At 41.2% G+C, this 26,543-nt stretch carries 22 protein-coding genes; 6 read left to right on the top strand and 16 right to left on the bottom strand.

The features are described from left to right. Nucleotides 1–14: 14 nt before the first annotated feature. The 6 genes from ABJ384_RS01600 to ispH all read right to left on the bottom strand — a co-directional run bounded on the left by ABJ384_RS01600 (nt 15) and on the right by ispH (nt 7,719). Nucleotides 15–3,875, bottom strand: coding sequence for a PilC/PilY family type IV pilus protein (locus tag ABJ384_RS01600; RefSeq protein ID WP_349928516.1), 3,861 nt, complete (start codon nt 3,873–3,875; stop codon nt 15–17). Nucleotides 3,876–3,891: 16 nt separating this feature from the next. Continuing rightward, entirely contained in the window at nt 3,892–4,698 is an 807-nt protein-coding gene (locus tag ABJ384_RS01595; RefSeq protein WP_349928514.1) for a hypothetical protein, read from the bottom strand. Beyond that, nucleotides 4,695–5,618 (bottom strand): PilW family protein, encoded by a 924-nt coding sequence (locus tag ABJ384_RS01590; protein WP_349928513.1) that lies wholly within the window; start codon nt 5,616–5,618, stop codon nt 4,695–4,697. The genes ABJ384_RS01595 and ABJ384_RS01590 overlap by 4 nt, the downstream gene beginning before the upstream one ends. Then, on the bottom strand, nt 5,618–6,124 hold the full coding sequence (gene pilV / locus ABJ384_RS01585) for a type IV pilus modification protein PilV (protein WP_349928511.1): 507 nt from the start codon (nt 6,122–6,124) through the stop codon (nt 5,618–5,620). Before pilV ends, ABJ384_RS01590 begins: the two co-directional genes overlap by 1 nt. Next, the gene (locus ABJ384_RS01580) at nt 6,124–6,606 is read right to left on the bottom strand and encodes a prepilin-type N-terminal cleavage/methylation domain-containing protein (RefSeq protein WP_349928509.1); all 483 of its coding nucleotides are present in this window, start codon (nt 6,604–6,606) and stop codon (nt 6,124–6,126) included. The genes pilV and ABJ384_RS01580 overlap by 1 nt, the downstream gene beginning before the upstream one ends. A 162-nt stretch (nt 6,607–6,768) precedes the next feature. Further along, nucleotides 6,769–7,719 (bottom strand): 4-hydroxy-3-methylbut-2-enyl diphosphate reductase, encoded by a 951-nt coding sequence (gene ispH, locus ABJ384_RS01575; protein ID WP_349928507.1) that lies wholly within the window; start codon nt 7,717–7,719, stop codon nt 6,769–6,771. Nucleotides 7,720–7,853: 134 nt separating this feature from the next. On the opposite strand from ispH, the gene gmk reads away from it, so the two are divergent. The 6 genes from gmk (at nt 7,854) to bfr (ending at nt 12,684) form a co-directional block, all read left to right on the top strand. Next, nucleotides 7,854–8,477 carry a guanylate kinase gene (gmk, locus tag ABJ384_RS01570; RefSeq protein ID WP_349928505.1) on the top strand — a complete coding sequence of 208 codons (624 nt, stop codon included), beginning with the start codon at nt 7,854–7,856 and terminating at the stop codon, nt 8,475–8,477. 76 nt (nt 8,478–8,553) lie between these two features. After that, entirely contained in the window at nt 8,554–8,835 is a 282-nt protein-coding gene (rpoZ, locus tag ABJ384_RS01565; protein ID WP_004896248.1) for a DNA-directed RNA polymerase subunit omega, read from the top strand. 218 nt (nt 8,836–9,053) lie between these two features. Next, nucleotides 9,054–11,159, top strand: a complete 2,106-nt coding sequence (locus ABJ384_RS01560) for an HD domain-containing protein (RefSeq protein ID WP_349928502.1) — start codon at nt 9,054–9,056, stop codon at nt 11,157–11,159. Nucleotides 11,160–11,228: 69 nt separating this feature from the next. Next, complete coding sequence (locus ABJ384_RS01555) at nt 11,229–11,612, top strand: RidA family protein (RefSeq protein ID WP_166168620.1); 384 nt, start codon at nt 11,229–11,231, stop codon at nt 11,610–11,612. A gap of 166 nt (nt 11,613–11,778) precedes the next feature. Then, a complete protein-coding gene (locus ABJ384_RS01550) occupies nt 11,779–11,973 on the top strand; it encodes a bacterioferritin-associated ferredoxin (protein ID WP_166168619.1) in 195 nt (64 codons plus the stop codon). A 246-nt stretch (nt 11,974–12,219) separates the two neighbouring features. Then, complete coding sequence (bfr, locus tag ABJ384_RS01545) at nt 12,220–12,684, top strand: bacterioferritin (RefSeq protein WP_166168618.1); 465 nt, start codon at nt 12,220–12,222, stop codon at nt 12,682–12,684. Between the two features lie 61 nt (nt 12,685–12,745). Here bfr and ABJ384_RS01540 read toward each other — a convergent pair whose 3' ends face one another. The 10 genes from ABJ384_RS01540 to ABJ384_RS01495 all read right to left on the bottom strand — a co-directional run bounded on the left by ABJ384_RS01540 (nt 12,746) and on the right by ABJ384_RS01495 (nt 26,541). After that, complete coding sequence (locus ABJ384_RS01540; RefSeq protein ID WP_349928499.1) at nt 12,746–14,380, bottom strand: Wzy polymerase domain-containing protein; 1,635 nt, start codon at nt 14,378–14,380, stop codon at nt 12,746–12,748. A gap of 153 nt (nt 14,381–14,533) precedes the next feature. After that, complete coding sequence (gene tfpZ / locus ABJ384_RS01535) at nt 14,534–15,253, bottom strand: TfpX/TfpZ family type IV pilin accessory protein (RefSeq protein WP_349928497.1); 720 nt, start codon at nt 15,251–15,253, stop codon at nt 14,534–14,536. Nucleotides 15,254–15,310: 57 nt separating this feature from the next. Further along, on the bottom strand, nt 15,311–15,664 hold the full coding sequence (locus ABJ384_RS01530) for a prepilin-type N-terminal cleavage/methylation domain-containing protein (RefSeq protein ID WP_349928495.1): 354 nt from the start codon (nt 15,662–15,664) through the stop codon (nt 15,311–15,313). Between the two features lie 207 nt (nt 15,665–15,871). Then, nucleotides 15,872–16,432: a TPM domain-containing protein gene (locus tag ABJ384_RS01525; RefSeq protein ID WP_349928493.1), complete on the bottom strand. Its 561-nt coding sequence runs from the start codon at nt 16,430–16,432 to the stop codon at nt 15,872–15,874. Next, on the bottom strand, nt 16,426–17,421 hold the full coding sequence (locus ABJ384_RS01520; RefSeq protein ID WP_349929691.1) for a TPM domain-containing protein: 996 nt from the start codon (nt 17,419–17,421) through the stop codon (nt 16,426–16,428). The genes ABJ384_RS01525 and ABJ384_RS01520 overlap by 7 nt, the downstream gene beginning before the upstream one ends. A 96-nt stretch (nt 17,422–17,517) precedes the next feature. Further along, nucleotides 17,518–18,108 carry a LemA family protein gene (locus ABJ384_RS01515; protein WP_349928491.1) on the bottom strand — a complete coding sequence of 197 codons (591 nt, stop codon included), beginning with the start codon at nt 18,106–18,108 and terminating at the stop codon, nt 17,518–17,520. Nucleotides 18,109–18,503: 395 nt separating this feature from the next. Continuing rightward, nucleotides 18,504–18,926 carry a hypothetical protein gene (locus ABJ384_RS01510; protein WP_349928489.1) on the bottom strand — a complete coding sequence of 141 codons (423 nt, stop codon included), beginning with the start codon at nt 18,924–18,926 and terminating at the stop codon, nt 18,504–18,506. A gap of 347 nt (nt 18,927–19,273) precedes the next feature. Further along, complete coding sequence (locus ABJ384_RS01505) at nt 19,274–20,695, bottom strand: FAD-dependent oxidoreductase (protein ID WP_349928487.1); 1,422 nt, start codon at nt 20,693–20,695, stop codon at nt 19,274–19,276. Between the two features lie 73 nt (nt 20,696–20,768). After that, nucleotides 20,769–25,244 (bottom strand): glutamate synthase large subunit, encoded by a 4,476-nt coding sequence (gltB, locus tag ABJ384_RS01500; RefSeq protein WP_171521998.1) that lies wholly within the window; start codon nt 25,242–25,244, stop codon nt 20,769–20,771. Between the two features lie 451 nt (nt 25,245–25,695). Beyond that, nucleotides 25,696–26,541, bottom strand: a complete 846-nt coding sequence (locus ABJ384_RS01495; RefSeq protein ID WP_349928485.1) for a hypothetical protein — start codon at nt 26,539–26,541, stop codon at nt 25,696–25,698. Between the last annotated feature and the right edge of the window lie 2 nt (nt 26,542–26,543).

Here is a 26,543-nt window from a genome sequence, read left to right as displayed (position 1 = left end):
TATTACTCACATGATTATTTAGGAGCGACATTTTTTTCATACCATCGTATTGGGTTAAGAATACGCGAGCATTTCCACTCTCCCGCCCCTTTGATATTACCTATCAACGTTAACGTTCCACAGCTATTTAGATCAGTTTTTCCACCACCAGAACCTCCACCCATAGGACCTAATGTTATTCCACGTATACCTGCACCAAGTACATTTTGGTTCACACCATTCAGCATAACCATCCCTGTACGTTTTTCAGCTTCGCTATCTTTATCACCATCCTTATAACAAGCACCGTAAGGTAAACAATATTGTTGACGATCAGACTCACCTACAATACGTGGCTGACATGGATCAGCATCTTCTACACCCGTACCTTCTGGATCATATACAGGTATAAATAAGTTATCCTTAATCGCAATAGGTTCTTCTTCAAAAGCTTTAATTCCACCTGGTGTACGACTTGCAACCTCATTACCTAAATAATTACTCGACAATGAACGATACCATCCATGTTTAGGACTCCCTCCAAAGAAAGTGTTTTTTACCGCTGTAAAAGAAGCTAAATTTTGTGGATTTTTTTGTAGTTGATTTAACGTAATATCATTTGACTTAAATGCCGTATAAGTAGATTTATACAAATCACGTTCAACAAAGTCTCGATCAATCAAGCCATATACTTTGTTGGTTGGCCGACTTTGTAATGCATCAAAAGGTTTAATTGTTTCGCGACCTTTGCTTGGAGCAACATCTAGTGGTGTACTACGATCACCAGAAGCAATTGCCACTAGAATAAAAGTTTCATTACCTTCATCATGAATCGTAAGGGTTGGTGGCTGATAGAAACGAGGGGCATCACCATTGGTAATAATTGTTCCAGACTCAGTAGTTGCCAAATTTGCCAAACGAATGACATTATGACCAAAATTTGCTGTAGGTGTATCTTTTTTATTGTTTAAATCGATACGGAATACTTGCCCTCCCAAATCACCAAAATAGATATGATCAACAAGGCCATCACCATCTCGGTCTAAAGTACTGACACGAGTAACCACACTATGTTTTAAATTATCATTATTTTTATTCGATCCAGTATTACTTGTCCACCAAATACGTTCACCAGTTTCTGCATCGACAATATAAACTGCATTTCCTTCTGCAACAGATTTATTGCATCCTCCACCAAATTCAGCTGGATTAGCTGTCCCAAATTTAAATCTAGGATATTCATAACAAGCATCATAACCACCGCCAAGAATGAGCACACGGCGAATTTTATTATTATAGCGAATATTGGCAATAACAGGTTTAGACCAAGTTTGCCCCATTCTTGAAAATGCTGTTTGATCTGCGCCAATTCTAAATAAAAGTTTAGGTTTTGTTGGATCTAATACATCCATTCCATAGTAGCTTTTACCCCCCATACGCATACCACCATAGACTCGCATTTGTTTGGCAACAACCGCTGAAGCATCAGAACTTATGCCTCGTTGAGTTGTATATGCTGTATCTGCAACCCAAGCACCACTTACTCCATGCTTAATCATGTCTGTTCCAGAACCTGCTTCACCAAACCTCAATGCTTTTGATGATTCTGGGTTGTTTAAAATTTCTGCTGGAACAAAGACTGTTTGTTCTACACCTGTTTTAGCATCTATTATATGCAGTCCGCCCTCCATACTGCCATATAAAACTGACTGTTTACGTACCGAGGTTAAATCACCATTAGCATCCAATTCACCGGAATAGGTCAACTGTACAGGGAAAGAATGTATACTTCCTCCAAGGCTCACAAATGGTTTAGTAGGTACGGATAAAGTGGTAGGCAACGTGTTAGGAGTAGCCGATATATCTAAGTTATACCCTAAGTAATTTAATAGCTTGTATTTTAATAATACAGGAAAATCTTTTAATACAGTCTGATTTTTAAATTTATCTAATACATAAGTACCATTTGTATTAGCCCCACTGGTTTTCTCAGGTATTTCAAGTAAAGTCCCATTTGTCTTAGGCGTAAGAGTATCATTCGACACAGCCTCTACATCTGTAAATAAATTTCTTAAGCTATTTGGATTTGCCATAATAGCAGGTACCGCACGTATATTTGCGCCAGCGTTTCCTGCTACAGCAGCAACTGCTTGAGTTGGCATCGGTAAATTCCAATACACACCGCCTTGATCAACCAACCCACCATCTGCAACCCCTGTATTATTCCATAAGTCACTGGTTGTTAAATCAAATTTACCTAAATCATTAAATACTGTTTTCGTGGCATCAGCTAATGCACCATTATAAATGCCATATTTCTTTAAGTTTCCCGCCCAAACAAGTACAGGCTGCCCCGGATTAGGTGATAATGCTCGTAAGTATCCATAAGGCTGAAAACCGTTAGGGTTGAGAGCATCGACTGGAACTGAAATTGCTCCTGTCGGTAAAGGTTCAATTTTAGTATCACCAAGGTTTTTAATAAATTGGATCACACTTTCAGTTACGCCGGATTCACTCTGTGTTTCAAAATAGCCACCATTACCGAAACCGGGTTTTTGCAATTTATAAACAGTATTAGCAGTTGGTGAACAAGCATCATCAGAACGACGATCATCCTGCGTACGTGAACTAATTTGACATGCTTGCTGTACATGTGATTTTGACAATCCATTAAAATCATTACCAAAACCCACAAATGCTGTTTGAATCGAAACACCAGTTGGGTTTTTAGTTTTATCAAATAAATACTTAGCAAACTCTCCCATACAATGCCAAGCAGAATCTCCACTGCTGCTTAATCCACCCGAAGAAGGACAACTAAAACTCTTATTATTTAAAGCTGCTTGCATCATCGGCTTTACGATACTTTCACCAGAGCTGTTTGCTTGACCATCAGATAAAATATACACTCCCTGCCCATCACAACTTTGTCTTTTAGAGACTTCAGGTAAAGGCGAAATATAATTTAGATCATCACGAATCGCACCTTTTGTTGCTCTTGTAAAACCACTATAGTTATTCGGCTGAGCCTGAATTTCTTCAAAGGTATATAAAGTACCATTCGTAATTGCAGTACCACCCCGTGTTATATATTCATCAGGAATTAAACTTACTTCTGTCCAACCACTAGAATTACAACTTTGAGTTTCGTTTGTAAAATTTGTAATAGCTAAACTGCCACACTTATAATTGCGTGTAATATCTCCCCATTTCTCCAACTGAAGCGGGGTTGCCGTTTTACCAGAATAACCTTTCCAACTACTATATTTTTCATAGCAAATATTATCGGCAGAATTATAATATGGCCTATTACTAGGACATTCACCATTTTGGATTTTTTCAGATCTTGTCAAAGTCTGATAAGCATCAACTTTGATAGTAGCTCGCATCAAACTGTTGGTACCCATAAGGTATGCAGCAGCTTCAACATATGCTTGAGCAGTTGGCGTCCAATCCTCTGCTTTTAATCCATCAATTGCCGTTTTTAGCTTCTGTCTATGTGCAGAACCAACAGGTCCCATTTTGGCTGCTTCTACCAAAATGTAACCACCATCTCGACTACTTGATCCCCAAAAACGCCCTAACCCGACTTTTGTATTAGCAAGATTACCATCATTACTTTCTAATAATTTATACATCCCTTGTTTAAGTCTATACAATCGACTCCCTGTTTGCCCACTATCAGAATCCCCCATAGAACCAGAGGTATCCAACATCATCACAATAGTCTTTTGTCCTGCCTCAGGCGTAGCATAAATCTGCAAATCGCTTGCTTGTACAACAGAAGCTGTTAAGGCATAAGTCCCAATAAAAGACATGCAAGCAATTGCAAGTGGATGTAAATTCATATTTTTAAGCCTTGAGACAAGTGATGAGGTATGTGTATGTTTTTTCATTATCTTATCCTCTTAATCAAGGGGCTTGAGTTTGACTAAAAATTGTTTGCAAATTAAACTCTTGTATCTGAGAGTTTACTGGAACTCCAAGTTTTGCTAAGCAGGTTGCAATCGTTTCAAATCCCTTAGTATCACTACTTGTATCATCACTGATATAACCTGGATTGCCACTACCCGTTCCAATACAGTCTTGAGCTGCATCTAAATTTTTAGCAAAGCTTGGAACAACAGAAGTCGTAGTAACACGGATTCGTTGTTGTTCAACAACATTCTTCGGCATGATGGTTCCAGAGCTTAAATTATTCCCACGACTTAACAAGGCTCCAGGTTTTAAATCTTCTTCTGCTTCATTTGGAATTTTGACTGCAACCTGAGTAACTACTGCTTCACGACTACTACCAAAATCAGAACTTAAATCACAAAAAGCATCCGAGCCTCCTGAAAGGAGAGTAGCTTTATCTATTTTATTTGCTGGAGGACGCTTAACTGCCACGCCCAAAGATGCTCCGAATTTTTCATTAGAAAGCGGTTTATAGCAAAAGATATATTCATTCCCTGGTTCTAATTTTGAATCCTGAAGCGCATAACCAACAACACCACTCAAATCCACCAAATTCGATAAATTACCTGTATACAATTGATTAATTGGCGTATCAGCAGTTTGACTCAGAAATTGCCCAAGTTGAGTATTTGTCGAGATATTTAAACTTGTCATCGCAACACGAATTGCAAGCACACCCACTACAGTTAAAACAATTAACATCATCATAACTACAAGCAGTGTTGCCCCACGCTGAGAAGAGGGAGTGTGATACTTATTCATATTGCATCCCCCATACCATTACGTATTGCTATAGTCGTCATATACACTCTTCTTAAATGTTTCGTCTGATTAGTAAGCGTCACCGATTTATCTAAAAACTGAATAGGTTTGGTTGGATCAACGAGTTGGTTATTTGTGTTATCTACTGACCTTACGATGACTGCTGCTTTTATAGAAGTAATTCTTGGAACAAGCTGACCCGCATTACGAGCCGCATTTGCGACAGTAATATACTCATTTATAGTATAATATGTAGTTGATATAACATCAGAATCATTTTTAGTCATAGTGCCTAGGTAGAATCTCAGATGATCGACCCTTGGCATAATAACTTGGCCTAGTTGGGTTCCCCCAAAATCAGTGATATTTGTAACAGACATTGCCCCTTTTTTGTTGGCATCACATGCAAGTACTAAATCTTTTTCTTCCCCATTATTATCTTTTCTCAAGAAATAACGCTGAATCACATATTCCCCAGTTTTTACTTCTTCTCCTTCACAATTGAACATGTCATTTGGCGCAGAAAACTGGATTGTAAGCTGATCACTTTTTTCAGAAACATTCGATGTTAATCCTTGAAGGGTGACAGAACTATCTCCTATATCTTTAGGTACATTTACAGAACCAGAAGCTCCCTGAGAAAGTACAATCCCCCCCAACTGGGTAGTATTAGTCAATTCAGGATTATTAATATTGCCATAATTGGCTAAACGGATATCTCGAGCCATATAATCTAGTCCAAATACACCGCTATCTTGAAGCTCCGCATTAGCTTGCTGGATACGAGCAGATACAATTCCCCCCAAGAAAAGTTGCGTCGCAGCAGCCGTAATTAATAAACCTAAAGCGAGTGCTATAATTAATTCAACTAAGGTAAAACCTAATTGATGAAGACCAGTAGCCGGAAACTTATTATTCATTAATATGCCTCCATCATTACACATCTAGCATTTGCTACATATACACCATCAGAGTTCATACATGCTGAATAATTATTTGAAGATATCAATGTATTTTCCCAAGCTGCAAATACACATTGTCTTTTAATTGAATTAACTCCTGGACACTCATCCATAGTAATCATTACACCAATTTGATTTGCAGCTCGTGCAACCAAATAAGCTTCATAAGTTGCCATCTGCGTAGGTGTGCATGTTGTATTGAGACAGCTTTTAGGCGCATTAGGTGCATTCTGAGATGTATAACCTCTTACTGCTATTGGATAACTACTTTGGCCTTGAGGATTTGCACGTATACTTTCTGTCAGACCACGTAATAACATAATTGCTTGCGATTTCACTAATGCCTCATCGCCTGCCTCAATTGCACGTAATTGCAAAGCTGTATACCCAAGCACCCCGATAGCCAATAAAATAAGGGATACCAATACCTCAACCATACCTATGCCTTTTTGGTTCTTTTTCATTAACACGTACCTTTGGTTTGACTTAATGATCCAATCAAAGCCACACTGATAATTTTACTTATATTTCCAGAACATATTTCTATTGATGTAACGGAGGGAGTAGTACCATTTGCATTAAACACCACTCCGTAGTTCGTTGATTTAATCTCAACTTTTTTAGGAATACTTACTAGAATTACCCTATTTTGATTAATAAACTGGCTTGGGTTAGCTGAAGACAATAATTTATTTACACATATTGTCTCTGTTACCTCAGCACCCACTGAATCTTTGTCAGGACAAACTACTACAGTATTACTTATCACCATAGCTCGACTTCTCCCTTCTCCTAATGCAGAAGCAATTTCATTACTTGCACCATTTAAATTTTGTGAAGCGAGTGTATTTATAAAAGAAGGTGCTGCAATCGATGCTACAATTGCCAATACTGCGATCGTTACAATCAGTTCAATCAAGGTGAATCCCTGTTCTTTTCTTTGCATACTCCCCCCAGGCAACAAAACTTTACCCTATTTAAAATAATATCGAACTTAATTACAAATTAAACACACGAAAGGATAAAAGGCATAAAAAAACAGATAATTGCCAAAATACAATTATCTGTCAATTTTTCAAAAATTTCAGAATGTTAAATATTTATCACTTTAGGCTTGGGTTACAGGAATACGTAACTCTTTTGGCAAACTAAAGGTAATATTTTCTTCACACCCTGCCAATTCCTCTGGTGCTTTCGCTCCCCAGTCCTGTAAACGCTGAATTACTTGCTTAATTAAAATTTCGGGTGCCGATGCGCCTGCAGTAACCCCAATTTTAGTCTTTTCATTAAACCAGGCCTGATCAAGCTGATCGGCATTATCCACCAAATAGGCATGTTTCCCCATACGCTCCGCCAACTCACGCAAACGGTTTGAATTTGATGAATTAGGAGATCCGACGACCAAAACCACATCACATTGAGTTGCCAAATCACGTACTGCATCTTGACGGTTTTGCGTGGCATAACAGATATCATCCTTACGCGGTCCCTGAATATGAGGGAATTTTGTACGTAAAGCATCAATCACTTTGGCTGTATCATCAATGGACAATGTGGTCTGAGTAACAAAAGCCACTTTTTCAGGATGATGTATTTTTAAAGCCGCTACATCATCTTCATCTTCAACCAAATAGATTTCACCACCATTTTTTTTATCATATTGCCCCATGGTGCCTTCCACTTCCGGGTGACCTTCATGACCAATTAAAATAGCTTCCGTGCCTTCACGCGCATATTTGGTCACTTCTATATGCACCTTGGTGACCAGCGGACAGGTGGCATCAAAGACTTTTAACCCGCGACGCTCCGCCTCAATTTGTACTGCTTTCGACACACCATGTGCACTAAAGATCACAATATTGTCATCAGGAACTTCATCCAGTTCATCAACAAAAATTGCACCGCGCTGACGTAAATCGTCCACCACAAACTTGTTATGCACCACTTCATGACGCACATAAATAGGCGGATTAAAGCATTCCAGTGCCCGGTTGACGATCGCAATTGCTCGGTCGACACCTGCACAAAAACCACGTGGATTGGCCAATACAATTTCCATAAGATCCTCAATGTTCACCCGAAGTTGAGCGGAATAATTTGAAATAAATGCAAACAAACTACTATCAGCTATTTAGTTTGACCTTAGTCTGCTCTAAAATAGAGAAGATATTTTATCATATCAGGAAAAATATCATGTCGGGTCTCTTGTTTGTCGTTTCTGCTGCATCTGGAACAGGCAAAACATCCCTCGTTAAAGCCCTTCTCGACCGTGTGACCAATCTGCACGTTTCTGTCTCTCACACCACGCGTGGCCAACGTCCCGGTGAGCTTGACGGTATCCATTATCATTTTTCAACAAAAGAAGATTTTATTGCCTTGGTTGAGCAAGGCGGTTTTATTGAATATGCAGAAGTGTTTGGCAACTATTACGGTACGGCTCAAGCGACTGTAAAACAGCAGCTTGCCAAAGGACATGATGTTTTACTTGAAATTGACTGGCAAGGTGCAGATCAAGTCCGCAAACTTTTTCCTGAATCCAAACAAATTTTTATTTTACCGCCTAGCCAGTTTGATTTGCGCCAGCGTCTATCTAACCGTGGCACTGACTCCGTTGAAGTAATTGAGCGTCGCTTGGGCTGTGCAGTTGAAGATATGCAGCAGTATACAAACTTTGATTATGTCATTATTAATGATGACTTTAATAAGGCACTGCATGATCTGGAATGTGTGATTATTGCCAATCGTTTAGTGATTTCACAGCAGGCAACCCGTCATCAGGAATTGATTGAAAAATTAATTACTCCTGTTGAACTGTGATTAAAACTTGAGTCTGCAGGCAAAGCATTTTATACTGTCGAGTCTGTTCAAATTTAATATTCAAACGAGAATTCTTATGGCACGCGTAACCGTTGAAGATTGTTTAGACCATGTAGACAACCGCTTTGAGCTTGTACTAGTGGCAAGCAAACGCGCGCGTCAATTGGCACGTCAAGGCATTGAACCAACAGTAGAGTGGGATAACGACAAACCCACTGTGGTTGCTTTACGTGAAATTGCAGTAGGTCATGTTTCTAAAGATATCCTGAAACAACGTGATCAAGACTATCAAACCTCTAGCCTTGACCTTGCACTGTCTGCAAACAATTTGAATTTAGATGGCTTTTCTTTCCAATAAGAAAAAATATCGTAAAAAGCCTAGTTTTAACTAGGCTTTTTTTTATTGCACAACTTTAATATTGGCTGAATAACCGTTATAACATAAGATTAAAGATAGGTGATTTAGGATTTATCTTTTTGCTTTTTTAGACGAAAAAATTGACAAGTCATGCAATATGCTTTTCATTAGAGCTCTAGCGATTTAAATTGTAAAAACTGAAGTAGTAAAGGTGTTATATGCCAGGCCCACAGGTCAGCCAAGCCAAACAACAGCTCAAAATTATTATCGATGCTTACTTAAGTGCAAGTGATGTCGAGCGCGTGCTTGTGGCCTGCGATTATGCCGATATTGCCCATGACGGCATCACCCGTAAAAGTGGCGAACCTTATATCCTGCATCCGATTGCAGTCAGCAGCATTCTTTCGCATATGCGTCTGGATGCAGAAACCCTGATGGCTGCCTTGCTGCATGACGTGATTGAAGATACCGATTTCAACAAAGAAGATATTACTGAAAAATTTGGCCGCACGGTGGCCGAGCTGGTTGATGGCGTGACCAAACTCAGTCATTCCAGCGATAAGGAATATAATAAAGCCGCATCCTTTCGTAAAATTCTGCAAGCCACCCTGCAAGACCCGCGTGTCATTATTATCAAACTGGCTGACCGTTATCACAACATGACCACTTTAGGTTCGTTGCGCCCCGATAAACGGGCACGTATTGCTCAGGAAACCTTTGATATTTTTGTACCTATGGCACGTATTGTCGGCATGAATGAGATGGCCGACAATCTGGAACATTTGTGCTATCAAAATCTTGACCTAGATATGTTTAACAATGTTCAGGATGCCTTATTACAAACCAAGCCTAAACGCTGCGAATATCAGAGCATCTGGGAAAAAAACCTGACTGAACTGCTGCAACAACACCAAATTAGTGGCCGTATTAAAAAGAAAAATAACAATATTGAATTGCTGCGTCACTTCGTCAAAAACGATATTGATCTGCAAGAGCTCACCCACAGCCATGCTTTTGAAATTATTCTGCAAAGCATTGCCGACTGTGACCGCCTGGCAGAAATCCTGCGTGAAAATTTCCAGATTCTGCACTATGAAGATCATATCCGCCGTCCATTGCCGGGTGGCAACCAGTCTTTAATGATGCGTTTAAAAGGCGAGAAAACCACGCTCTCTCTGACTATTCAGACCGAGCTGATGCGTAAGGCTGCCCGTTTCGGCGTTGTATTGGGTGAAAATGCACCGCAAGCCTGCCGCTCAGCCATTCAAGCTTCCATGCAGAACCTGAATGTATTGGTGGATGGCGAATGTGCCAAAACCACTTTTAGCGATCTGCTGGATTATTTACATCAGGAAAAAATCTGGGTGTATACCCCACATGGCCATTTGCACGAACTTCCACAAGGGGCTACAGCCGTCGATTTTGCCTATTCAGCCAGCCTGTTTTTAGGTAACCATGCTGTCGGGGCAAAAATTAATGGGGAAACCCGGCCTCTTTCAACACCACTGGTGAGTGGGCAAGTCATCGAGATTATTACTGATGTTCTGGCGACACCAAATCCAGACTGGCTCAGCTTCATTAACACCCAGAAAGCGCGTCGTGCCATCCAAAATATTTTGCGTGATCAAGATATTGAAGAACAACAACTGGTCGGTCAGCAGGCACTGAACCGTGCACTAAAACTGTTTAATCGCTCCATCAAAGATTTAACCGAAGCAGACTGGATCGATATATTGCAATGGCGACATATCGAATCTAAGGAACACTTATTTGAACAGATTGCCGTGGGTGACCTGTTACCGCAATTAGTGGCTAACCACTTGTTTGCACAAGGGCAAAGCCTAGATAACCAGTCTTCTACCCGTCTTATTCAAGGCACTGAAGGTGTAGATGTCAAATATGCCCATTGTTGCAACCCTGTACTTGGTGACCCCATTCAGGGACATCTCTCACGTCGCGGTTTAATTGTGCATCGTGCACGTTGTCATAACCTGTTGCATGAACAACATCTGCATCCAGAAAATATTATGCCCTTGCACTGGACATCTGAAGATGTCGATGACATCAGTTTCACTGCTTATTTAAGTATTGACATGCTGATGAATGATGAACAGATTTCTGACCTGATTTATCAATGTCGGAAAGAAAAAACCGGTGTAGAAATGGTTCATGGCCATGAAGATAAAACCTACGTGCATATTGTGGTGCATAACCGTAAGCAAATTGCGCAGATTATTCGTGATTTACGTATGCACTTCGGTTTTCCACGCATTAGCCGTTTAGCCCAACCTATTAATATTGCCGAAGCATCTAAAGCCAGTTAATTCAAACATAAGTAACTATTATTGAACAATTTACGCTATGATGCATAGAGATGATACAAGGAGAAATCGATGTCCCGCCAAGTAATCCATACTGAAAATGCACCTGCAGCCATTGGTACATATTCTCAAGCAATTTTAGTTGAAAATACCCTATACCTTTCAGGTCAAATTGGTTTAGATCCTTATAGTATGGAACTGGTTGAAGGCATTGAAGCGCAGATTCGCCGTGTATTTGATAACTTAAAAGCAGTCTGTGAAGCAGCAGGTGGCTCATTGGCAGATATCGCCAAACTGAATATTTTCCTGACCGATCTTTCCCATTTCCAACTGGTTAACCAGATTATGGGTGAATATTTTGCCCAACCTTACCCTGCCCGTGCAGCATTAGGTGTAGCCAGCTTGCCCAAAGGGGCTTTGGTGGAAATGGATGGTATTGTAATTATTAATAAATAATTTTCAATCAGTTATAAAATTGTACAAAACACCACCGATCAAGTGGTGTTTTTTTATTTAAAAACTCAATCACAATAAATAATATTTCAAATGAATTTCATTGACAAACGATAATAATTATCAATAATATTACTTATCCCATTTCACTCTTGTGTGGCGAGTTAAAATGTACGTATGCTTATGTCGTGGTATTACCGATCAAGATATTAAAGATGCTGTCGCAAATGGCGCGGAAAGCTATCGTGAAATTCGTGACCTGCTTGATTTAGGTACCTGTTGTGGTCGTTGTGCACCTGAAGCACGTTCCATCATTAGTGAAGAACTTTCAGAAATTGCAGCTCGTATCTCCGTAGCGGCTTAAAACCAGATTACCCTAACAAACTGAATGATCAAAAGATCATTTTCTCCCCTCCCGCTTATGCCTCTCGGCGGTTTTTTTATGCATGCCGTATAATATAGCGCCCATTATCATTCTTGATTGCGATTTTCATTTGCTGTTCAATAAATTACTCGCCATTGTGTAGCTTGTTGTTTAAGATAATTGAAATAATATTTTTTGATTGCCTAACATATAGCTAAGGCAGAAATTGTTGATGGAGAACTTACAATGAAAGGCAATCGTGATGTCATTAACCAGTTAAATCAGGTGCTTTATCACCAGTTGACGGCCATTAACCAGTATTTCCTGCACTCGCGCATGTTTAATGACTGGGGAATTGAAAAGCTGGGTTCGGCAGAATACAAAGAATCGATTCAGCAAATGAAAGATGCGGATAAAATTATTGAACGTATCTTATTTCTTGAAGGCCTGCCTAACTTACAAAATTTAGGCAAGTTGTACATCGGTCAGCATACTGTGGAAGTACTGAATTGCGATGTACGTAAAGTCAATGAAAATATTGAGGCCCTGCAAAAAGCGGTCAGCCTGGCTGAACAGGAAATGGATTATGTAACTCGCGATCTGGTTCAGGAAATCCTGGAAAAAGAAGAAGAATACCTAGATTGGACCACCACCCAGCTTGATCTGGTTGAGAAAGTGGGTATCGAAAACTATATTCAAAGCCAGATTTAATTTAAAAACAGCCAGTCAATTGACTGGCTGTTTTTATTTATAAGATTCGCTTTTTTAAATTTTACTTCTTGGCAACAGGCTGGGCCAATGATGCGTAATCTATATCGACTTTACGTAATTTTTTTAACAACCAGAGCTGATGCTTGGCTTCCTGTTCATAGCCATTAAAAGCCAGGATCTTGGCATACTTGTATAAATCATAGGTGGTCGGATAGTTCAACACCATTTCCCTAATTTCCTCAAGCTGTTGTGCACTCACCTTGGTATAGGGATTCATACGAATCCAGTCTATACGCCGGTTAAATTCTTCCAGCAAATAAACTTGATCTTGATTGGTAATTTTTTCCGGTGTTTTTTCATAGCGTAGCGTTTGATTGAGCTTAGGGACCATAACCGCATAATCTCGCACGATTAGAATCAGTAGTAAGAAAAATAACCCGTAAGCAACCCGCATATAATTGGGTGAAAGAGTCAGGATTTTGGTATCAACCTGTTGCGACTGAACCAGCCCAATAATAAAACCCACCGGAAGCAGGAAATACGCATAGTACTGTGGAAATTCCAGCATGGAGTGAATCAATACTGCACCTACCATTAAAATCCCGATCACGGATTCAACTGAATTGACCTGCTTATTTAGCTTATAACCCCAATAACCAAAGTAGGCCAGAAAAGGAAGTCCGATAATGAGACCGTTCCACAAGATAAAATCGAGAATAAAGTTATGTGCGCTACGAATCCATACTGGCCCCTGAAAATGATCACTAACCAAAGTATACGCAACACTGGTTTGGTTCCAGCCATAGCCAAACCATGGACGGTCAGCAATGGCATGCAGCATTTGCTGCCAAATGGCTAAACGCGACATATCTCCTGTTGCACGTCTGGCGACATCAACAGCTTTAACCTGTATATCCAATAATTGCGTTAAATAGTTCCCAATGACGGGCAATACTAGGACGAATGCTATAAATACAGCCAACCATGCCGCCAGGTAATGCCTTTTAATATGGATATAGCCTTTAAATTGCTGATAAGCTAGATAAACCAGAATAAAGACACAAGCCACCCAAGAGGTTCGGGATTGGCTTAATGCCACACTCATCAACATAATGAATGCTGTAGGAACTAACCATTTGGTCTGAACTTTTTTGGTTTCATATAAATATAAACAGGCCAAAAGAGACATGAGTAAAAAAGTAGCCATATTATTTGGCTGGGCAAAATTGGCATAAGGACGCACAGCACGTTGCATATCCACCATTCCGGGAATATAAGCATCCAGGGTGAGCCACTGACAAATGGCAATCACACCCGTCGCTGTTCCAGCCATGAGAAACACATAGCTGAGTCCGTTAAAAATGCTAGTCCGGTCTGCTTTCTCACTCGATAAGTTATAGCCAACCACCATGCTCAGCCAGAATCCAAGCACAAACAATGTACAAATAAGGGCTTTGTCAAAGAAAAAGAGCTCACCAGCCCCATACTGAACTAGGGGAATGACTGCGAGAATCAATAGCGGTAAACTGATGACTGGCAATTTAATTTTGTCTTTTAAATAGATTGCAGCTAGAGTAAAAAGAGATAAAAAAGCAAAAATTTCACCTGTATAGGTAACCCAAGGGCGGTAATGGATAGGCAAGAGCCAGGCGAGGGAAACCAAGATAGATGCAAATAGCATCAAGATAAATTTCATTAAAAAATCAGTTAGAGTAAAATTTCAAATATGATACACAAAATAAAAGAGAGCGTAGTTAAAAAATGAAAGTAACAAATGCCAATCAAATATTGTTACTTGAGACAACATGCCTCACAAAAAAACTAAAATTAGCCCTCTAAGTCTTTGCTATTAGCGCAATGGTTTTAAATTAGCAATTTCAACCACCTCACCCTTAGTTTTATCCACAAGCACCACCATATCACTCATCGGTGCTTTTAAAGGAAACCAACCATCTGCCGATGGATGTTGCTTAAGTACTTTGGCAACTTGTTGAGGATCATTAGTTTGATTCAAGTATTTTAAATCAAATGCCATTTTTGCCATACGCAACTGAACCAGAGAAAGTTTAGTATAATTCGCAGGATAGCTAGTCCATCCTCTTCGCTGGTAGTCTACATCATTTTTTTTATACGATTCATCATCTTTTAAGGCAACATACTGAACACCTAATAAAGATCGTTCCCGATATTGTTGCGCTGCTTTAGCTCTATCCAATTCATCAATTTGTTTGCTCTGAACGACATCAAAATGGTATTGACTATAAACAATCCAAAGAGGTCTTCCTTGTGCAACACTGTACATTCCATAACTATAGGCTATAATTTGTACCAATATAATAATGCTTAGGTCAAAACGCAGCGTTTTCTTGCTCTCTTTATAGACAATCCAGCCAAGTAAAGGACCCAAAATCACATCAATAATCAGTAACAACCCAAATAGATGAGTCACACCGATTGCTTTAGCCAAAGGTGCAGGATACCAAATAAAAAATACTATATATGCACTCAATAACCCAATTAAAATAGAAGCACTAAGATGCCATAAGAAGAATTTATTTTTAGTATACATTTTCATATATCCACAAATAAAAATACCCTGCAATGCAGGGTATTTTGAAATCAAAAATTATGGCAGTGAACAAGAACTTGTTGGACCACATGTCACTACACCAGTACCTGGCTTTTTAGCCGTAATGTTAAAGTCAGGTGCAGCTGCAGGAGTACCCACAGCAGGCTGTGAAGCACCAGCTAAAGTAGTAGAATCACATGCTTTCCATGTTGGAGCAACCATTGCTGTCTGCTCAGAAAAAGAGATTAACATTGAATTAGCTACACCTTTCGCTTCGCCTAAACATGCTTTATCACCCGCTTTACGCGTATAGTCTTGGTAAGCAGGAATCGCAATTGCAGCCAAAATACCAATAATCGCCACAACGATCATTAATTCAATAAGAGTAAAACCCTTTTGCATAGATTTCATAACATTCTCCACAAATGTTTTTGTTTATTTATAAGCTTTGTAAAGCTAAAGTAGCTTATTTTATATATAGCACTAAATGTGCCAAGAACGATTATAATAAAATTGACAGAAAAAACAGCACTTTAAAAAAATAAAATTGTTACAACGTAGTTTTAATGTTTTTTTTAGTAAAAAACTGACAATTTATGTCACTAATCCACCTATTTTCTAACGCAAAATAATCGGCTCATCCCCCAACTCATTATTCTGTTTTTGGACAGAGTGTGTATAAAACCGGTTCAGTACTTTCCCAATGTTCATTACACCTGTTACTACCGCCAACCTAAACTGCTTCTGAGCCAACTGGGCAATGATATTTTGGCAAATTTCATCCCAAATAGCTTGTTCGGTTGCTTGCTGAATCCCCCGATCAATCACAATTTCAACTTTACGTTCACATAAATTGATATACAGCAGTACACCACTATTATATTCAGTATCCCAAACTCCAAGTTCTGCAAACAATTGGCGAGCACGCATGCGGGTATTTTGGAAATACACCTGCTTTACAGGAAGATGTCCTTCTATCACCACCTGGATTTCGCCGACATGATCATGCTCGGCCTCGGCGACTGCCTGAGAAATCGCCACCTGATCCTGCTTGGAAAAGTATCTTTTGGTTGCCGGCATATATAAAAAATGCTTTAACCAACGCTTAAAACTGGGCTGATTCACTACTTCTATTTTAGCTTGTGTGACAATCTCTGTCGTATCTGTTGTTGTTACCATGATCCTGATGCTCCTCCTCCACCAAAGCCGCCACCGCCGCCACTAAATCCACCACCACCGAAGCCACCTCCTCCTCTACCCCCTCCACGACCAGCAGATGAGAGTACCAGCTGAAAAATGGTTTGTGCAATTGCAGTAATGAGTAAAAAGAAAATCCCGCCGCCAATCAATAAACTGGTAACCAAGCCAGCCCCATTGACCAATCCAGCCACCGTACCTGCGACGGCTGCTGTAGAGGCACTTAAAGGTTTGCCTACAATGAATGAACCAATAATTCCTGCGATTAAAATAAACAAGGCTGTACTCAAGGTTTTTTCTTTCGCCTGTTGTTCATGCAAGGCCTTTTCTTGCCGTTCTTTCAGCTCCTGTGCTGCATTCGCGGCAACTTCAGGATTCATATTTAAAATCCGTTCTATTTCAGCCAAACCAGCATCAATACCTTGTACATATTGAGCCTGTTTAAAATAAGGTGTGATTTGATTACGAATGATTCGGCTTACGACAATATCAGGCAGTACACCTTCCAGACCATAGCCAGTTAAAATCTGGATACGTCGGTCATTCACCGCAATCGCCATGAGTAGACCATTATCCTGTTTTGCAGATCCAAGTTGCCACTTCTCAGCCACCCGCATGGCGAAATCAAAAATATCTTCCTGTCCTGTCGTTGGAACAATCACCACACCAATTTGAGCCTTGCCCTGTTCATGCAGCTTGAGAATTCGTTGACTAATCTCCTGTTTTTCACCCGCACTAAGTAAATTAGCCTGATCCACAACCGGCTCATTTAAAGTCGGCAGTCCGCGGATAGCCTCATCTTCCGCCATATCATTAGCAATTTTCGGCTGCTGAACGGGTGTCTGTAATGAAGGTTTTTGCTGAACTTGATGGGCTTGTTGTTGCTCCTGAATCACTTTTCCTGCAATCACTGCATCTTCATGATCCGTTGCTGTTGCCACCTCACTTAAGGCAAATGAACTGGATAGCATGGCGCAGCATAAAATCAACAACTGCAAAATTAGTGCAAGAGTACTTTTATTTTCTGGAGCAGACATCAGCGCATCCTTTTTTATGCAGCTACCCAATTAATCAAATGAAACCTTAGGCGCTGTTTGTGCACCCTGTTCGGCACTGAAATTCGGTTTCGGATTCATACCGATGACTTTCGCCGTCATCACTTGCGGGAACTGGCGTGAATAGGCATTAAAATCCTGAACTGAGGCAATATAACGGTTACGTGCCACTGCAATGCGATTTTCCGTCCCCTCCAGTTGCACCTGTAAATCACGGAACTGCTCGTTCGCCTTTAAGTCAGGATAATTTTCTGAAACTGCAATTAAGCGTGATAATGCACTGGTCATCTGTGCCTGAGCTTGCTGATATTTCTGGAATAAGGCCGGATCTTCCAGCACTTGCTTATCCACTTTTAAACCTGCCACGTTAGCACGTGCCTGAGTGACTTCAGTCAATACCTGCTCTTCATGCTTGGCATACCCTTTTACCACATTGACCAGATTGGGCACCAAATCTGCACGGCGTTGATACTGGTTTTGCACTTCTGCCCAGGAAGCCGTAACCGCTTCATCCTTCACCTGTAAAGTATTATAACCACAGCCTGATAGGGTCAAAGTACTGCTTAGCGCCAAAATAACAAACGTTTTCTTCATAAGATTCATTGAAATATTCCTCTATTATTTATTTATATTTGTTTAAATATTTTTTCATTCTATCGGTATTTTCTAAAGCTTATGTAGTTTTTTAATGAATTTTTTGTCCAGTTGAACATCAAACACCATCGTTCATTAAATCGGAGATAATGTTCATAGGCATGATAGTATTTATGGTGAATACTATTAGACAAAAAAACAAGCGACGGAATCATCTGCATTATTCCACCCCTCACAGCATAACTGAGCTGCTCAATCCTCTAGAACCAAAAATATCAGGCTGAGATGCAAAAAATCCGATACCCAATCTGGCACCGGATTATTTCTTAACATTCTTGGCACTAAGCTGATCAATGAAGATCCCTTTGATGAGACACGAATGCCCGTAATGCAATAATTAACAATTATTGATAACCGTCTTCCGTTTTATCTACTTCAATACGGTAAAGTTTAGTGCCATTCTTAGCATATACTAAACGGCCTGCATTCTTATAATACGTTTCTAAACGATACTGATCTTGAGAAAACAGGCCTGCAACTGGAATCCAAGCCTTACCTGTTTGGTAGTTTTTTTGATCTGATGGCATGCCAACCATATCTTCGACTTGGCGTTTAGACATGCCAATCTTCAAGTTTGCAAACTTCGAGTTTTTATAGTCTCCTCTAATCTCCCCAGTATAGCTACCATCAATCGAAGCCACTTTTACAGTATTAGCTGAAGCATAAGAAGGGGTCTGTTGAGATAAGTTTTTTGAACCTGATGGAGCTGGCAAAGAAGAACATGCCATTAAACTTAAACTGCTGACAAGAATAAAAATATTTTTCATTTTTTAGCCTTATTACTATAGGAAATTTTAAGAAAATTGTGAAGTAATTCTAAGGAAAATTAGTGCCTTAATATATAGCTTTTTATACCAAAAGTAAAAAACAAGAAGCTGTAGCAGATTATCTTTTTAACACTTCAATCTCATTACTTTAAACAAAGTGCAAGATGACGTGGGAAGCTACTCACGCAATATCTTTCTCCTTCAATAAAACTCATGCTCTGAAAAACGTACTTTTCCTTAAAGCAAGAATGTTAATTTATATAAATGAATCTTATCATTTCAGGCAATGCGTCATGGCAATAAAAAACCCGCCGAAGCGGGTTTTTTTATTCATGTTTAATCTCTAATTAAACATCCAGATAATCAAGGATACCTTCAGCAGCCTGACGACCTTCCCAGATTGCAGTCACCACCAGGTCGGAACCACGCACCATATCACCGCCAGCAAAGATTTTCGGATTTGAAGTCTGGAATTTAAACTCTTGCTGTTCTGGCGCAACTACACGGCCTGAACCATCCAGATTAATTTCCACATCATTAAACCAATCAGCAGGACTGGTACGGAAACCGAATGCTAAAAGAACTGCGTCAGCAGGCAAGATTTCCTCAGAACCCGGTACAGGCTCAGGGCTACGACGACCACGGCTGTCTGGCTCACCCAATTGTGTAGTTACAAACTTAACGCCTGTCACTTTGCCGTTTTCACCAACAATTTCGATTGGCTGACGATTAAACTGGAATTCCACACCTTCTTCGCGTGCATTTTTCACTTCACGGCGAGAACCTGGCATATTTTCTTCATCACGGCGGTAAGCACAAATCACTGATTCAGCACCTTGACGGATAGAAGTACGGTTACAATCCATCGCTGTATCACCACCGCCAAGTACAATCACTTTTTGGCCTTCTACACTGATGTATTCAGCAGGATTTTTTTCCCAGCCCTGGCAACGGTTAACGTTGGCAATCAGGAAATCCAGTGCATCATAAACACCATCCAGATCTTCACCGGCAAAACCGCCTTTCATATACGTGTATGTTCCCATACCCATAAACACGGCATCATAGTCTGCAAGCAGCTGATCAATCGTAACATCAGTACCAATTTCAGTATTGAGACGGAATTCAACGCCCATGCCGGTGAAAATTTCACGGCGACGTTTCATCACGTCTTTTTCCATCTTGAACTCTGGAATACCGAACGTCAGCAAACCGCCAATTTCAGGACGTTTATCGAATACCACCGGTTTAACACCGTTACGTACCAGAATGTCCGCACAACCTAGACCAGCAGGACCCGCACCGATGATGGCAACTTTTTTGTCTGTCCACTTCACGTGTGACATGTCTGGACGCCAGCCCAGAGCAAAAGCGGTATCGTTAATGTATTTTTCTGCATTACCAATGGTCACTGCACCAAAACCGTCGTTCAAGGTACAAGCCCCTTCACACAAACGGTCTTGCGGACAAACACGACCACACACTTCCGGCAGGGTATTGGTTTGATGGCACAATTCAGCTGCCTGGAAAATACGACCTTCAGCAATTAACTTTAACCAGTTTGGAATGTAGTTATGTACCGGACATTTCCATTCACAATAAGGGTTACCACAACCTAAACAGCGATGCGTCTGGTTGGCCGCAATTTCCGCTGTAAACGGTTTATAAATTTCCACAAACTCTGCTTTGCGGACAGTTAGATCTTTTTTCTCTGGCTCTTGGCGTGGGACATCCAGGAATTGAAAGTCATTGTTTAGGCGCTCTGCCATGTCTCTCTCCGTGGGTAGGTGTAGCCGGTTTTATTAGCTGCTACACCTGCCTATATATCTGCAAGTAGTGGAATTATTGTGGATCAGCTTTGGTTGTTTTCAAAAGCGTTTGCAAATTAGCAGCTTTTGGTTTTACAAGCCAGAATTTACGGCTGTAATAATCAAACTCATTGCGGATCTTGTACGCCCAAGCACTACCTGTCTCGGCAATATGTTCATCCAGAATGCGAAGCAAGAATTCTTGATGTTCTTCCATCACCTCTGTAGAAATACGGTTGAGCTCAATTAACTCATGGTTGTAATGGTCAACGAAGTCATTATCCAAATCAAGTACATAAGCAAAACCACCGGTCATACCTGCACCGAAGTTGTGACCCACTTTACCCAGTACAGTCACAATACCGCCAGTCATATATTCACAGCAGTGGTCGCCAGCACCTTCAATCACAGCAAAGGCACCTGAGTTACGTACTGCGAAACGCTCACCCGCTGTACCTGCAGCAAACAGTTTACCACCAGTCGCGCCATATAAGCAGGTGTTACCAATGATTGCTGTTTCCTGAGTCTGGAACGGTGAACCTTTAGGTGGGAAGATGGACACGCGACCACCCGCCATACCTTTACCCACGTAATCGTTGGCATCACCTTCAAGTTTAATATGTAAACCACCAGCATTCCATACACCTAAAGACTGACCCGCAGTACCGGTCAGATTGACTTTAACAGGATGCGCTTCCATGCTGAGGTTGCCATAGCGGCGTGCAATTTCACCAGAGATACGCGCACCGATTGAACGGTCACAGTTACCAATCGTGAAGCTATATTCACCGCTGACACCTGCTTCAATCGCTGGCAACATTTCTGCCACCATCTTCTCAGCCAGAACACCTTTGTCAAATGGTGCATTGCCTTGAACCTGGCAATATTGCGCCTTGCCTTCCGCTGCAGGATGGGATTCAAGCAATGCACTTAAGTCCAGATGAGCATGTTTTTCAGTTTCACCCGGCAACATTTCCAGCAAATCAGTACGGCCAATCAAGTCTTTCAAGCTTGCAACACCTAGCGCTGCCAGCCATTCACGGGTTTCTTCCGCAATAAAGTGGAAGAAGTTGATCAACATTTCAGGCTCACCAATGTAGTGTTCCTGACGTAAATGATCCTGCTGAGTTGCCACACCGGTCGCACAGTTGTTCAAGTGACAAATACGCAGGTATTTACAACCAAGCGCGATCATTGGTGTTGAACCAAAACCGAAGCTTTCTGCACCTAAAATTGCCGCTTTCACCACATCCAAACCTGTTTTCAAACCACCATCGGTTTGTACACGGACTTTGCCACGTAGATCATTCACACGGAGTGCTTGATGTGCCTCGCTTAGACCCAATTCCCATGGCGAACCAGCATGGTGAATTGAAGATAATGGAGAAGCCGCTGTACCGCCGTCATAGCCGGAAATGGTAATGAAATCGGCATAAGCTTTCGCAACACCAGCAGCAATGGTTCCTACACCCGGTTCAGAGACCAGTTTCACAGACACCATCGCTTGCGGGTTGACCTGTTTCAAGTCAAAGATCAACTGTGACAAATCTTCAATCGAGTAGATGTCATGGTGCGGTGGAGGTGAAATCAGGGTTACACCCGGTACAGAGTAACGTAAACGTGCAATCAAGCCATTCACTTTACCACCCGGTAACTGACCGCCTTCACCCGGTTTTGCACCTTGCGCCACTTTAATTTGCAATACTTCTGCAGAAGTCAGATAAGCAGGCGTCACACCAAAACGGCCTGAAGCAATCTGTTTAATTTTCGAGTTACGGATGGTGCCATAACGCGCTGGATCTTCACCGCCCTCACCAGAGTTGGAACGACCACCAATGGTATTCATGGCAATCGCAATCGCTTCGTGCGCTTCAGGAGACAAGGCACCTAAAGACATCCCGGCAGAGTCGAAACGCGGCAGAATATCTTCTACAGATTCCACTTGATCCAGTGGAATTGAATTATCAGTTTTAAGTTTCAACAAGTCACGAATGGTTGCAACCGGACGGTTGTTCACCAATTCAGCATATTCTTTAAAATCAGCGTATTCACCTGAACGAACCGATTTATGCAGGGCATTGATCACATCCGGGTTAAAGGCATGATATTCCTTGTCGAATACGAATTTCAGCATACCCCCCTGATCAATTGGCTTACGCGATTTCCACGCAGTATCAGCCAATTTTTTCAGGTCATTTTCAAGATCGGCAAAGGTTGCACCCTTAATACGGCTTGGTACACCTGTGAAGCATTTATTGACCACTTCTTCAGATAGACCAACGGCCTCAAATAACTGGCCACCACGGTAAGAGGCAACAGTCGAAATACCCATTTTAGACAGGACTTTCAACAAACCTTTCTCAATCCCTTTACGGAAGTTCGCCTGTGCATGAATCGGGTCACCCAACAATTCACCTTTGGCAATCAGGTCATTGATGACGTCATAAGCCAGGTAAGGGTAGATTGCAGTTGCACCAAAGCCCAAGATGACTGCAAATTGATGCGGATCACGCGCCAGACCGGTTTCAACGATAATATTGGCATCGGTACGCAGGCCGACATTGATCAGATGGTGATGCACCGCACCTGTTGCCATGAGCGCATTGGCTGGCAAGAAACCTTGACGGATTTTCTTGTCTGAAAGCACCAATAAAGTTTTACCATCACGAATGGCTTGAGCAGCCTCTTCACAAATACGTGTGATGGCAGCTTCCAAACCTTCAGTTTCTGCATAGTTCAAATCAATGTCAGCAATTTCATAACCTGGACGCCCAAGGGTACGAATTTGATGCATTTTGGAATTTGACAGCACAGGACTTGAGACAATCAGACGATCAGCATGCTCAGGGCTTTGCTCGAATACATTTTGTTCACGACCAAAACAGGTCTCCAGCGACATCACAATCGATTCACGCAGTGGATCGATTGGCGGGTTGGTCACCTGCGCAAATTGCTGACGGAAGTAATCTGATACATGGCGCACCTGGCGAGATAACACCGCCATTGGCGTATCATCACCCATTGAACCCACAGCTTCCTGACCGCTTTCTGCGATTGGACGAAGCAACTGGTCACGCTCTTCAAAAGTCACTAGGAACATTTTTTGTGAAGCTTTTAGCTCGTCGCCTTTTAAGCCTTGATCACATAAATATTCTTCAAGTTCTGGGCTACCTTGTACACGTACAGAATTTTCACGCAACCATTCACGGTAAGGACGCATTTTTTTCAAATGATTGCTGACATCTTTGGTATCCAGCAATTTGCCAGTGAAGGTATCAATCACCAAAATCTGGCCCGGTCCTACACGACCTTTAGAAATCACATCTTCAGGTTCATAGCCCCACACACCAATTTCTGATGCAAGGGTAATGTAACCATTTTTAGTAATGACCCAACGTGCCGGACGTAAACCATTACGATCCAGCATACAGATGGCATGACGACCATCCTGGATAACCAAGCCAGCGGGACCATCCCAAGCTTCCATATGCTTAGAGTTGAATTCATAGAATGCACGCAGGTCAGCATCTAAAGTTTCAACATTTTGCCAAGCTGGTGGAACCAGCATACGCAGTGCACGGAACAAGTCCATACCACCACCGACAAGAATCTCAAGCATGTTATCCAGGCTTGAAGAGTCTGAACCGGTACGGTTCACAATCGGGTTAAGATCGGTTAAACCTGGCAATAACGGGTTTTCGAATTTTGGTGTACGTGCCATAGCCCAGTTACGGTTTGCGGTAATGGTGTTGATTTCACCATTATGCGCAAGATAACGGAACGGCTGTGCCAAAGGCCAACGCGGTAATGTGTTGGTCGAGAAGCGTTGATGGAATACTACAATATGGGATTCCAGACGTTCATCTGCTAAATCAGTGTAAAAATCAGCAATCGCTTCAGGCATCATCAAGCCTTTATAGCTAATCACTGTAGAACACAAAGTCGTCACGTAGAATGATGGATCATTGCTTAACTGCTGTTCTGCACGACGGCGTGCCAGGAACAATTTACGGTTAAACTCAACTTCAGTCACACCCATCGGGCAATTGACAATAATCTGTTCGAATGCAGGTAAAGACTGCATTGCAATTTCACCAAGCGCATCATTATTGGTTGGGATAACACGCCAGGCTAAAACTGTAAGGCCTTCAGATTCAATCTCTTTAGCCAGCACTTGTTTAGAATGTGCAGCAATCGCCGGATCTAGATTTAAAAATACCGTACCGACAGCAAAAATTTCACTTAAAGTGATATCACTGAGTTTTTTGGCTTCTTCACGGAAGAATTTTTTCGGCATTGCCAAAAGCAGGCCACAGCCATCCCCTGTCTTACCATCTGCGGCAATACCACCACGGTGGGTCATGCAGCTAAGGCTGTGCATAGCGGTTTTAACGAGATCATGGCTTGCATCACCCTGCATATGGGCGATTAAACCGAAACCACAGTTATCTTTAAACTCATCCGGTTGGTATAAACCTTGAGCGGGAGCTACAGTATTAGGCGATGGCATGTGCATAGCGTACCCTTCTTTCAACATGGCCCAAAACGGGCATCTAACAATCAAATAACTTCTTTGCGATTTAGTCCAATTCACTCACATCAAGATCAATGTTGAGCAAAACTTCTTCATCCTGTCTAAGATAGTCTGATTTTGATCTTTGTACATGGATGAATTGCAAAAAATGTTTTGCTTCGTTTACGCACTCTTTTAAAGCAGGTAAATTTGACAATTTCGCACACTCATTGAATCTTTTCGCGCCAAAACAGGGACATTAACTCAATTCATGCACCAATAAAGCAAAAAATATGCCAATTTAAAAATTAGAGTGCTAAATGTTTTAAATATAGAAATATTAAAATTTCATTAACTTTAGATTAATTTTCAAGAAACATATTTCGCACTATATTTGTGCATATAAATAATTTTATAACTCAAATTGCTCTATTTTAGAACTATATTTTTAATTAAATGGGTCATTAATTTCTTTTTCCGAAATCTTGTTTCCGCCTTGTTTCGGTGCAATATCCGCACCTGAATGTGACTGCTGGATATCCACAACATTACCCTGTTCATCACGCCGGGTTACTGTGGTGGTCGTGGTTGCATTTTTAGGATCAGTCTCAGCTGCAGCCGGCTTAGGCTTCGGCAAAACCAGCAAACTTTCATCCACTTTTGGCAAAGGGACTGATTTGAGATTGACTGCATACAACTTATGATTGCTGCCCATTTCATCTGCGCCCATGTCATTGACTAAAGAAACATAATTTTCAATATCCTGTACTTTGGGCTGAACAGTCTTGGGAAATTGTAGCGGTAATTGTTCTAATACACGTTGAGCTTCGTCTTTATTTCGATAGATACCATAAAGAAGTACATATTGTTCAATCTGGTTCTCACCACTCAAACGAATATAAAAAAAGTTGTTGCGATTCGCCTGTTTTTTCAGAAAGCTTCGAATCACATCATCTTTAGTTGTGCGAAACAATTCGATGGTACTTGCATTTTTATTATCATTAATAAATTTGCTACCACAAAATTCTGGCTCATAACTTCCTGTGGTCACCACCCGTGTAGTCATTTGCAAAGGGCGCACCTCTTCCTGAAGTGCACCCAGCAGGCTGGTCGCAGCAACCTTTTCCGGTTGAATTTGCAGTTCAGATTCAGTTTCCGCAGACTTTTCTACCTCAACCAAAGCATCACTGTCGGTAATCGCCCAAAAGATCAGTGCTGCAAACAGGCACACCATCCCACACACCAGCCAGATATAGTTTTGAATACGTTGCCATTGTGTCCGGAAGGTTGCCATGA

Source organism: Acinetobacter sp. A1-4-2, assembly GCF_040233925.1.
Taxonomy (GTDB): Bacteria; Pseudomonadota; Gammaproteobacteria; order Pseudomonadales; family Moraxellaceae; genus Acinetobacter.
Note: the sequence above shows the minus strand (reverse complement) of the source record. Positions and strands in the feature narration are given on the sequence as shown.

Excerpts from the sequence above, each read along its gene's own strand:
- ABJ384_RS01600 (WP_349928516.1), bottom strand. The coding sequence starts at position 3,875 with ATGAAAAAACATACACATACCTCATCACTTGTCTCAAGGCTTAAAAAT.
- ABJ384_RS01595 (WP_349928514.1), bottom strand. The coding sequence starts at position 4,698 with ATGAATAAGTATCACACTCCCTCTTCTCAGCGTGGGGCAACACTGCTT.
- ABJ384_RS01590 (WP_349928513.1), bottom strand. The coding sequence starts at position 5,618 with ATGAATAATAAGTTTCCGGCTACTGGTCTTCATCAATTAGGTTTTACC.
- pilV (WP_349928511.1), bottom strand. The coding sequence starts at position 6,124 with ATGAAAAAGAACCAAAAAGGCATAGGTATGGTTGAGGTATTGGTATCC.
- ABJ384_RS01580 (WP_349928509.1), bottom strand. The coding sequence starts at position 6,606 with ATGCAAAGAAAAGAACAGGGATTCACCTTGATTGAACTGATTGTAACG.
- ispH (WP_349928507.1), bottom strand. The coding sequence starts at position 7,719 with ATGGAAATTGTATTGGCCAATCCACGTGGTTTTTGTGCAGGTGTCGAC.
- gmk (WP_349928505.1), top strand. The coding sequence starts at position 7,854 with ATGTCGGGTCTCTTGTTTGTCGTTTCTGCTGCATCTGGAACAGGCAAA.
- rpoZ (WP_004896248.1), top strand. The coding sequence starts at position 8,554 with ATGGCACGCGTAACCGTTGAAGATTGTTTAGACCATGTAGACAACCGC.
- ABJ384_RS01560 (WP_349928502.1), top strand. The coding sequence starts at position 9,054 with ATGCCAGGCCCACAGGTCAGCCAAGCCAAACAACAGCTCAAAATTATT.
- ABJ384_RS01555 (WP_166168620.1), top strand. The coding sequence starts at position 11,229 with ATGTCCCGCCAAGTAATCCATACTGAAAATGCACCTGCAGCCATTGGT.
- ABJ384_RS01550 (WP_166168619.1), top strand. The coding sequence starts at position 11,779 with ATGTACGTATGCTTATGTCGTGGTATTACCGATCAAGATATTAAAGAT.
- bfr (WP_166168618.1), top strand. The coding sequence starts at position 12,220 with ATGAAAGGCAATCGTGATGTCATTAACCAGTTAAATCAGGTGCTTTAT.
- ABJ384_RS01540 (WP_349928499.1), bottom strand. The coding sequence starts at position 14,380 with ATGAAATTTATCTTGATGCTATTTGCATCTATCTTGGTTTCCCTCGCC.
- tfpZ (WP_349928497.1), bottom strand. The coding sequence starts at position 15,253 with ATGTATACTAAAAATAAATTCTTCTTATGGCATCTTAGTGCTTCTATT.
- ABJ384_RS01530 (WP_349928495.1), bottom strand. The coding sequence starts at position 15,664 with ATGAAATCTATGCAAAAGGGTTTTACTCTTATTGAATTAATGATCGTT.
- ABJ384_RS01525 (WP_349928493.1), bottom strand. The coding sequence starts at position 16,432 with ATGGTAACAACAACAGATACGACAGAGATTGTCACACAAGCTAAAATA.
- ABJ384_RS01520 (WP_349929691.1), bottom strand. The coding sequence starts at position 17,421 with ATGCTATCCAGTTCATTTGCCTTAAGTGAGGTGGCAACAGCAACGGAT.
- ABJ384_RS01515 (WP_349928491.1), bottom strand. The coding sequence starts at position 18,108 with ATGAATCTTATGAAGAAAACGTTTGTTATTTTGGCGCTAAGCAGTACT.
- ABJ384_RS01510 (WP_349928489.1), bottom strand. The coding sequence starts at position 18,926 with ATGAAAAATATTTTTATTCTTGTCAGCAGTTTAAGTTTAATGGCATGT.
- ABJ384_RS01505 (WP_349928487.1), bottom strand. The coding sequence starts at position 20,695 with ATGGCAGAGCGCCTAAACAATGACTTTCAATTCCTGGATGTCCCACGC.
- gltB (WP_171521998.1), bottom strand. The coding sequence starts at position 25,244 with ATGCCATCGCCTAATACTGTAGCTCCCGCTCAAGGTTTATACCAACCG.
- ABJ384_RS01495 (WP_349928485.1), bottom strand. The coding sequence starts at position 26,541 with ATGGCAACCTTCCGGACACAATGGCAACGTATTCAAAACTATATCTGG.